At 74.5% G+C, this 9,454-nt stretch carries 6 protein-coding genes; 4 read left to right on the top strand and 2 right to left on the bottom strand.

Features of this window, described 5'->3' with window-relative positions; genetic code table 11:
- Positions 1-76: 76 nt before the first annotated feature.
- Positions 77-688: a hypothetical protein gene (locus ABZ860_RS33055; protein WP_357227751.1), complete on the bottom strand. Its 612-nt coding sequence runs from the start codon at positions 686-688 to the stop codon at positions 77-79.
- Between the two features lie 459 nt (positions 689-1,147).
- Here ABZ860_RS33055 and ABZ860_RS33050 point away from each other — a divergent pair, with 459 nt between their 5' ends.
- Both ABZ860_RS33050 and ABZ860_RS33045 read left to right on the top strand, forming a co-directional pair.
- A complete protein-coding gene (locus ABZ860_RS33050) occupies positions 1,148-4,714 on the top strand; it encodes a protein kinase (RefSeq protein ID WP_357227748.1) in 3,567 nt (1,188 codons plus the stop codon).
- Positions 4,711-5,793 carry a hypothetical protein gene (locus ABZ860_RS33045; RefSeq protein WP_357227745.1) on the top strand — a complete coding sequence of 361 codons (1,083 nt, stop codon included), beginning with the start codon at positions 4,711-4,713 and terminating at the stop codon, positions 5,791-5,793. The genes ABZ860_RS33050 and ABZ860_RS33045 overlap by 4 nt, the downstream gene beginning before the upstream one ends.
- Positions 5,794-5,799: 6 nt before the next feature.
- On the opposite strand, the gene ABZ860_RS33040 is transcribed toward ABZ860_RS33045, so the two are convergent.
- Positions 5,800-6,243 carry a MarR family transcriptional regulator gene (locus ABZ860_RS33040; RefSeq protein ID WP_357227744.1) on the bottom strand — a complete coding sequence of 148 codons (444 nt, stop codon included), beginning with the start codon at positions 6,241-6,243 and terminating at the stop codon, positions 5,800-5,802.
- 97 nt (positions 6,244-6,340) lie between these two features.
- Here ABZ860_RS33040 and ABZ860_RS33035 point away from each other — a divergent pair, with 97 nt between their 5' ends.
- Positions 6,341-7,759 carry an MFS transporter gene (locus tag ABZ860_RS33035; protein ID WP_357227742.1) on the top strand — a complete coding sequence of 473 codons (1,419 nt, stop codon included), beginning with the start codon at positions 6,341-6,343 and terminating at the stop codon, positions 7,757-7,759.
- 117 nt (positions 7,760-7,876) lie between these two features.
- Entirely contained in the window at positions 7,877-9,448 is a 1,572-nt protein-coding gene (locus ABZ860_RS33030; RefSeq protein WP_357227739.1) for an ABC transporter substrate-binding protein, read from the top strand.
- The last annotated feature ends 6 nt before the right edge of the window (positions 9,449-9,454 follow it).

The following is a 9,454-nucleotide window of genomic DNA, read 5'->3' as shown; positions in this document are numbered from 1 at the left end:
TTTCCGATATGTCAGGCCGGCGCCCACCCCCTGGGGGCCGGGGGTGGGCGCCGGAGTCTGCCGGGTGAGGATCGGTCTACTTGAGGATCGGGAAGCGGCGGACCAGGGGAGTGGCGGCCCACTGGGTGCCGAGTCCGAGGGTGGTGCCGGCGCCGGTGAAGGCGAGGCCGGTCAGGACGATGGCGTAGACGATGTGCTCGTCCATGAAGGGGTTGGTGGTCAGGGGCAGTTCGGCGGCCCACATCATCAGCAGGAGCAGGGTGCCGGTGGCGGCGGCGATGCGCATGCCCACGCCGAGGGTGAGGGCGGTGCCGATGCCGAGCAGGCCGGTCATGAACAGCCAGTCGACCCAGGGCTGGCCGGCGAGGGTGGTGAACAGGCCGCCGAGGGTGTGGTCGGCGGTGCCCTTGAGGAAGCCGGTGGTGGGGCTGCCGCCGTTGATCCAGGCCTTGGCGGCAGGGGTGGCGAAGCCGAAGCCGACCAGTTTGTCCAGGAAGGCCCACAGGAAGACCCAGCCGATGGCGATGCGGGCGGCGGCCCAGGCGTAGCGGGCCGGTCCGGCGCCTGCGGCGCCTGCGGTGGTGGGGATCGTCTCGCCGTTGGTGCGGGGGGCGGGGACGGTGGCCTCGGCGGGGGGAGTGGCGGTGTGGGGGCGGTGCCTTTGGTTGCGCCCTTCGATGGTGGCCATGACCGGCCCCTTTCAGCGTCTTTTCTCTCGTTTGCGACACCTCTAGAAAACCGCGATCAGCGGTGGTGCCGCAGGAGCCGTACGGCACGCTCCGGCCGTCTCGAAGTCCCCTGATCGTGGGACTTTCGGTCCAAGTCCGTCAGACCGGACTTTCGAGGGTCGAGTCCTCCCGGGCTCGTGGCCCGAACGTCGCCGCATCAGCCGGGCGGTCGCACGCACCATCGGATAGCCGGCCCGCGGCACCTCTTCCTGAAGGCCGTCCGGAATGCGCTGGCGCCGAAGCGGGCTGCAGCCCTGGGCGCGGTCGAGCACGTCGCCGGTCAGCGGCGGGTAGACCGGGCCGATCTGCTCGCCGGTCGTCTCGTCCCCCGGCGTTGATCGCGTACAGCAGGGCCTTGGCGGCGCCGGATCCCCGTAGCACGATCGGGGCACGCGGTCTCCGGCTGGCGGGAGGTCTGGATGGCGACCGTCCTGCTCCCCGGCGATCCGCGCAGGCTCGGCGGCTACTGGCTGGCCGGCCGCCTGGGCGAGGGCGGGCAGGGCGTCGTGTACGAGGCCTACGACGAGACCGGTCACCGGGTCGCCGTCAAGGTCCTGCGCTCGGCGGGCGGGGCGGGGGACGCGCAGGCGCGGGCGCGGTTCGCCAAGGAGGTCGCCGCCGCGCGGCGGGTCGCGCCGTTCTGCACGGCGAGGGTCATCGCCGCCGACCTGGAGGGCCCCCAGCCGTACATCGTGAGCGAGTTCGTCGCCGGGCCGAGCCTGCGCGCGGCGGTCGCGCGGGACGGGCCGTACGGGCCGGGGGAGCTGCACCGTCTCGCCACGGGCATCGCGACGGCGCTGGCCGCCATCCACGGGGCGTCGGTGGTCCACCGCGACCTCAAACCGGACAACGTGCTGATCGGCCCCGACGGGCCGCGGGTCATCGACTTCGGCATCGCCCGGACCGCCGACATGTCGCTGACGACGACCGGGCACGTCGCCGGCACCCCGGCCTTCATGGCCCCGGAAAGCGTGCTGGGAGCACGGGCGGGCCCGGCCGTCGACGTCTGGGCCTGGGGAGCCGTGACGCTGTTCGCCGCCACCGGCCGCGAGCCGTTCGCCGAGGGGTCCGCGCGCCTGCCCGTGCCCGGCGGCGGTCCGGACGCGGCGGGGCAGGCGCTGACCGGGGTGGCGGCCCTGCTCCACCGCATCCTGGCGGCCGAGCCGGACCTGACGGCGCTGGGGGAGCCGCTGCGCGGCCTGGTGGCCCGCGCCCTCGACAAGAACCCGGAGGCCAGGCCGGACGCGGACACCCTCCTCGCGGCGCTGCTCGGGCACCCGTCGCCGCGAGGCGAGGCGCTGCTCGCGGAGGGCACCCGTACGGCCGAGGGCCTCGGGCCGTCCAGGGCCGTCGCGCCGCCCCCTCTCGCGGCCGTGGCCGAGGAGGCGTACGGCGCGCTCGTCCCGGCCGACCAGGCGCTGGTGCCGCGGATCCTGCTGCGCATGGTCGCGCCGGGGGAGGGAGGCGACGACCTTCCCCGGCCGGTGCCCGAGGACGAGCTCCTCGACGGCGTGGTCGACCGGGAGACGGCCCGCCGGGTGCTGTCGGGCTTCGCCCGCGCCGACCTCGTCGTCCGCGAGGGCGAGACGGTCGCCCTCGCCGCGGCCGCCCTGCTGCGCGCCTGGCCCCGGCTGCGCGGGTGGGTCGACGCGGATCGGGCGGGTCTGCGGGTGCAGCGGCCGCTGACCGAGGCCGCCCGGATGTGGGACCTGCACGGGCGGCGTCCCGGCGACCTCTACCAGGGGACGGCGCTGGACACGGCGGTCGGCTGGGCGGCGACCGCGCGCCACCATGTCACGCTGAACACGCTGGAGAAGGCGTTCCTCGACGCGTCCCGGGCCCTCGCCCGGGTGCGCGCCCGGCGGCGCCGCCGCCTCACCGCCGTGCTCGCCGTGCTCGTGGCCGTCGCGGCGGCCTCGGCCGGGCTGGCCCTCGACCAGAAGGCGTCCGCCGAGCGGCAGCGGGACGTGGCCGTGGCCCGGCGGCTCGCCGCCTTGGCCGAGACCTCGCGCTCGTCCGATCCCACCCGGGCGATGGCGCTGAGCGTGGCCGCCTGGCGGCTGGCCGGGGTGCCCGAGGCGCGGGCGGCCCTCTACAGCTCGCTCGCCCAGCCGCTGCGGCGGATCGACCCGCCCCCGCCCGTCACCGCCGGAGCCCGGTTCGACCTGAGCGGGGACGGGCGGCTGCTCGCCGTCGCCGACGCCGGCCGTGCGGTCCTGTGGGAGGTGGCCGCCCACCGCGTGGCGGGGGGCGCCCAGGGCATCGGACCGGCCCCCGACGCGGTCGCGCTCAGCCCCGACGGCCGCCGCCTCGCGGTCTCCGGCGGCGGCCGGCTGCGCGTGTGGGACCTGTCCACGGGCCGTCCGCTCGGCCCGGCGTTCGGGAACGGCGCGCTGGAGATGACGTTCGGCCCGGACGGCCGGCGCCTCGCCGTGCTCGCGCCCGGCCATCGGGGCCAGGTCTGGGACGCCCTTCGCGGTGTCGAGCTCCTCGACGTGCACGACACGCGGGCGGAGGGGGTCGTGGTCTCCGCGCGGCACGCCGCCGTGCTGCTCGACGACGGCCGGTACCGGCTGTACGAGCCGGTCGCGGGGCGTCCGCACGACCCGCGGCGCCTTGCCGCCCCCGCCGGCGGCCGGGGGGACGCCGTCGCCTTCAGCCCGGACGGTCGCACGATCGCGGTCGGCCGCGGCGACGACGTCGGCTTCTGGGACCTGACCACCGGCCGCCGCCGCGGCACCGTCCTGGAGGGCGCCTCCGCCGTCTGGCTCGCGTACGGCGACGGCGGCAGGCTCGTCCTGACCTTCGACCGCACCGGCGCCGGCGTGTGGAGCGCGGACGGCGGCGGCCTGCTGGCCTACTCCACGCCGGGGGACACCACCGGCATGCCGGACATCAGGGTCGCCACCGGCGCGGCGGGCGGCCCGGTGCTGCGCTACCTGCTGAGCGGCGGCAGGGTCGCCACGGTGGACGCCGGGGCAGGGGCCCGCTCCACGACGGTGTCCCCGTCGGCGGTCGCCGCCGCCTTCGCCCCGGGCGCACGGACGCTCGCCGTCTCGGCGGCCGGCGAAGGGCCGCTCCTGTGGGATCCGGCCAGGGGCGTCCGCCTCGGGCCGCCGCTCGGGAGCGCACCGGCCGGGGCGCTCGCCTTCCCCGACGTTCACACGCTCGCCTCCGTTCCCGCGGGTGATGCGACGGGCCAGGCCGCGGCGGTGCGCCTCTGGAGCGTGCCGGACGGCCGTCCGCTCCGTCGCGTCCCGGTCGCGGGCGCCGGCTCGGTGGGCGGGCTGGCGGTCGGAGGCGGAGTCCTCGCCGTGGCACCCGTCGCCGAGGACTACCAGCCGGTCCGGGTGTGGGACCTCGCCCGCGGCGCGGAGATCCCCGTCCCGCGCCGCAGCGGGTGGGACGTCATGGCGGTCAGCCCGGACGGCCGGGTCCTCGCCATCGGCGGGCGGGACGCCGCCCTGGTCGACCTGGCGACCGGAACGGTCACCGGGCGTCCCTTCGGGCCCGTCCTCGACGGGGTGCGGTCGATCGCGTTCAGCCCCGGCGGCTCGGCGATCGCCACCGGCTTCCACGAGGCCGGCGTGGGCCTGTGGGACGCCCGCACGTTGCGGCGTACGGGGACGCTCGCACCCGAGGAGGGACGGTTCGACGACGTCGTGGCGCTCGCCTACTCGCCCGACGGGCGGCTGATCGCCACCGGCGGCACGAGCGGGGAGGTCCGCCTGTGGGACGCCGGCACCCGGTCGCCGCTGGGCCTGCCGTACGCCGTCCACACCGGCCGGGTGCTCGCGCTCGCCTTCGACGCGGACGGGCGGTACCTCTACAGCGCCGGGGCGGACGGGACGCTGCGGCGCTACCCGATCGACCCGGAACGGGCCGCGGCCGAGGTGTGCGCGCGGGCCGGCGGCGCACTGGGAGACGACGATTGGCGGCGCCTCGTGCCGGAGGCGCCCTACCGGAAGGTGTGTCGAACGACATGACGATCATCCGCCACCTGCTCGCACGGCTCCTGCGACGGCCCCGCGGCGACGGCGCCGCCATGGAGACCGAGCCGGTGGAGATCCAGCCGGTGGAGATCGAGCCGGTGGAGATCGAGTCGGTCGAGGTCGATCCCGACCCCGTCCCGATCGGCGGCGAGGACCAGGTCGCGGCGACCTTCGAGGTGGTCACCAGCGGGGCGTGCGCCGAGGTGAAGGGCGACCTGGTGGCCCCGGACGGGTCCCGTACGCGCCTGGGCTTCGAGCGCGAGGAGCGCACGCCCTTCGAGGAGCGGTGGCGGGCCCGGCACGCGTTCGGCCGGGACGCTGTGGCGGGGACCTGGCGCGTCGTGGTCGGCGCCGGCGGCGTCACCGAGGAACGGAGGTTCGAGGTCCAGGCCGAGGAGAGGCTGCGGCGGTCGAGGATCGAGGGCTTCGCGCTGTCTCCCGACCCGGTCGACGAGGGAAGTGAGCTGACCTTCTCCGGCCGCCTGGAGGCGGCCACCGGCAAGCAGGATTGGGGCGGTCTTCCCGGCCGGGCGGTCGCCCTGCTGTTCCGGGCCGACGGCCTGCTGTCCCGCACGGAGGTGGCGCGCGTCGTCACCGGCAGGTCGGGCCGGTTCGACGCGACGGTCACGGCGACCGAGTCCGGGTTCTGGTCGGCGGAGTTCCGCGGGGACGCCGAGGACGACGGGCGCCTCACCGCGGCGCGGAGCGCGGAGGTTCGTTCGGCCGTGAACTCCGCCGGGGCGCAGACCAGGATCGCCTATTCGGCGAGCCCCAAGAGCGGCAAGCGGAACAGGAAGGCGACCCACATCGGCACGTTGTTCGTCCGGGTGCAGCCCGCAGGGCAGCCTCCGCGCTGGGATCCGCTGCCCCAGCAGCGCGTCCGGCTCTGGTTCGACCCGTCGGGGACGGGCGCCGACGCGGTGCGGGGGTCGGCGACGACGGGCTCCGACGGCCGCTTCCGGTTGCGCGAGAAGGTGCCGTCGACGGGCGACTGGCAGGTCCGCTTCGACTCGCAGGCCCCGGCGCAGCGCCGGTCGTGCAAGTCGCCGGTCCGCAGGCTCACCGCGACCTGAGCCGCCCTAAACGGCGTAGCGTGCGACCACGCCCGTGAGGGCCGTGGCGATCCGGCGCCGGTCGGCCTCCGGCATCGCCTCGCCCAGGACGTCCAGCCGCGCGCAGATCTCCCCGTGCACCTTCTCGCCGAGCAGTGTGCCCTCGGGCGTGAGGGAGATCTGGCAGGCGCGGCGGTCGCGAGGATGGCTGACCCGGGTGACGAGCCCGCGTCGCTCCACCCGGTCCACGAGTCCGGTGAGGCTGGACTTCTCCAGGTGGAGGAGGCGGCTGAGTTCGGTCATGCCGACGGGGCCGCCGGTCAGCATGCACAGCAACTGCGCCTGCTGCGGGGTGACGCCGTGCTCCCGGCTCACATCGGCGAAGACGTACTGCACCACGTGGGACATGCGCACCAGCGCGGTGGCGAACGTCAATTCCGTGCCGGCCTCTGCGGTCGTGGTCCTGGTCACCCGTACCTCCTGGTCCGAGCGTAGTTGACATCGGTTCGTATTGCCAACTAATTTGTGCGTACTACGAACTGTTTGTACTACGAACTAAGGAGGCGCCGTGAGCACGGATGACACGACGAGTCCCGCCGCGAGAGACACCGGTCTGCTGGTCGCGCTCGGCACCGCGGTGTTCGGCTACGCCCTGATGCAGACGGTGGTGGTCCCCGCCCTGGGGCTGCTCGCCAGGGAACTGCGGACGACCCCCGCCTGGTCGGCCTGGATCCTCAGCGCCTTCCTGCTCTCCAGCGCGGTGCTGACCCCGCTGCTGGGCCGGCTGGGGGACATGCACGGCAGACGACGGGTGATGGTGGGCGTGCTCGTCGCGTACGCGGCGGGCATGGCCGGCGCGGCGGCGGCCCAGGACATCGGCCAGCTCATCGCCGCCCGTGTCGTCCAGGGCGCGGCGCTCGCGGTGGTCCCGCTGTCCATGGCGATCCTCCGTGAGGCGCTGCCGCGGGAACGCCTGCCGTTCGCGATGGGGCTGGTCTCCGGCATCGTCGGAGCGGGCGGCGGGGCCGGCCTGGTCGTCGGCGGGCTGCTGGCCGACCACCTGTCCTGGCGGTATCTGTTCGTCCTCGGCGCGCTGCTGGCGCTGCTCAGTCTCGCGATGGTCTGGCGGTACGTGCCCGCCCGCCGCCACGGCACCTCCGGCAGGCTCGACCTGCTCGGCGCCGCGCTGCTGGGCCTCGGTCTCGTCGCGGTGCTGCTCGCGCTCACGCAGGGCCCCTCGTGGGGCTGGACGTCGGCGCGGGTGCTCGGCCTGTTCGTCCTCGGCGTGCTGCTGGCGGCCGTGCTCGTCGCGGTCGAACGCGGCAGGGCCCACGCGCTCATCGACGTCGGCGAGCTGACCGACCGGCCGATGCTGGCCACGCACGCCGCCGCGTTGCTGTTCGGAGCCGGGTCGTACTTCTTCTACCTGGGGATGCCCCTGTTCGCCCAGCAGCGGCCAGGAACGGACGGCGCAGGCTTCGGCGCCTCGGTCACCGTGGCCGGTCTCCTGATGCTCCCAGGCATGCTGGCCATCGTCCCGGCCGGTGCGGCCGTCGGCCGCATCTCGGCGTCTCTCGGTCCGCGGGGGCCACTGGCGTGCGGGTTCGCGCTGTTCGCCGTGGGAGCGGCACTGATGGCGCTCGGCCACGCCTCGTACTGGCAGCACCTGGTGTTCTACGCGGTCGTGGGGGCGGGCTCCGGGCTCGTGATGGGGGCGCTGCCCAAGCTGATCGCCGACATCGTGCCGCTCGCCCGGACCGGCACCGCCAACGGAATCAACAACATCGCCCGCACCGTGGGCAGTGTCATCGGCAGCCAGCTCGCCGCCGCGGTGATCGCGTCCACCTCCTCCGGCCGCGCCGCCGCCGTGCCCGACTCCGCCTTCTCCCTGCTGTTCTGGCTGGGTGCGGTCGCGGCGGTTGCCGGGGCCGCGGTGGCGCCCCTGGCCGTCCGGCGGACCGTTTCCCCTATTCCCGAGTCCGTTTGACGGTTATTGGTGCGACTTGCTAATTTGATCGTAGTGCGAACTATACGTACTGCGAACTTTCTCGGGAGTCGCCGCCGCCGTCGCGGCCGTCCCGCTTCTTGCGGAAAGAGCCACCGGATGTCCCCTCGTCGCAAACCCCTCGCCCTCGCCCTTCTCGCCCTGAACGGGCTACTCGCCGCCTGCGCGGCGGAAACCGGAACGAACACCTCCAGCACGGGCGCCACGCTGGCCGTGGCGATGCCGGCCGACCCCTCCTGCCTGGATCCGCAGCAGACCGGCCAGCTCGCCGCGCTCGACATCAGCAGGTCGCTCGTCGACACACTGACCGACCAGGACCCGCGCACCGGCAAGATCGTGCCCTGGCTGGCCTCGGAGTTCTCGGTCTCCGACGACGCCCGCCGCTTCACCTTCACCCTGCGCGACGGTGTCACCTTCAGCGACGGCACCCCACTGGACGCCCAGGCGGTCAAGGCCAGCTTCGATCGCCTGGCCGCGCTGCCCGCCAACGGCGCCGCGAGCTACCTGCGCGGCTACCAGGGCACCACGGTTGTCGACGCCCATCGCCTGCACGTGGACTTCGACGCGCCCAACGCGCAGTTCCTGCAGGCGACGTCAGGGGCGGGACTCGGCATCCTGTCCCCGGCGACCGCAGGGACGCCGCTCGCCGACCGCTGCCGCGGCCGCTTCGTCGGCTCCGGGCCCTACGTTCTGGACCACTACACCTCCAACCAGGAGGTCGTGCTCAAACGGCGTGCCGGCTACTCGTGGCCGTCCTCGCTCGCCACGGTCCGGGGCGAGGCGAGTCTCGCCGAGGTCAGGTTCGTGTTCGTCCCCGAGGCCGGCGCCAGGACCACCGCCCTGCGCTCCGGGCAGGTCCAGATCGCCGAGAACGTGCAGCCCTCCGACCAGGACTCCTTCACCAAGGACGGATTCCACCTGCTCGTCACGCGGGTTCCCGGTCTGGTGCCGCCGTTGTCGCTCAACCACGCCGGAGTCCTGGCCGACCAGCGGGTACGGCAGGCGCTGCTGCTCGCCGTCGACCGCGCCGACCTCGTCGGCACCGTGCTGGGCCCGAGGTTCACACCGGCCACCGGGGTCCTGGCCGGGACCACGCCCCTGTACGTCGACCAGAGCGACAAGCTGCGCCACGACCCGGTACGGGCGGCCGAGTTGCTCGACGAGGCCGGCTGGAGGCCGGGCCCGGACGGGATCAGGGTGAAGGACGGCAAGCCGCTGACCCTGAACTGGCTCATCCCGGCGCCGATGCCGCCGGTGGACGAGTACGTCCAGCAGCAACTGCGCAAGGTCGGCGTGGACGTGAAGCTGAACGCGGTGCCGCCCACCAGATACGTCGAGCAGCAGCAGGCCGGGAAGTTCGACATCACCGCGGTCGCCGTCACCCGCGCCGACCCCGACGTGCTGCGCAACATCTTCTACTCCAAAGGCTCCAACCTCTGGCACCTGCCGCCGAGCAAGCTGGACGACTACCTGGAGCGGCAGGCGGCGGCCACGGACGAAGGGAAGCGCCGCGAGGCCGTCACCAAGGCGGCCGAGTGGATCCTCGACCACGCCGACACCGTCCCGCTGTATGAGAACGCCCTGGTCCACGGCGTCTCGGACGCGGTGAAGGACCTGGAGACCGACGCGTCGACCCGGCTCGACCTGCACGACGCCCGGCTCGCGTCGTGACCGGCG

Source organism: Microbispora sp. NPDC046973 (genome assembly GCF_040644495.1).
Classification (GTDB): domain Bacteria; phylum Actinomycetota; class Actinomycetes; order Streptosporangiales; family Streptosporangiaceae; genus Microbispora.
This window is presented reverse-complemented; position numbering and strand designations above follow the sequence as displayed.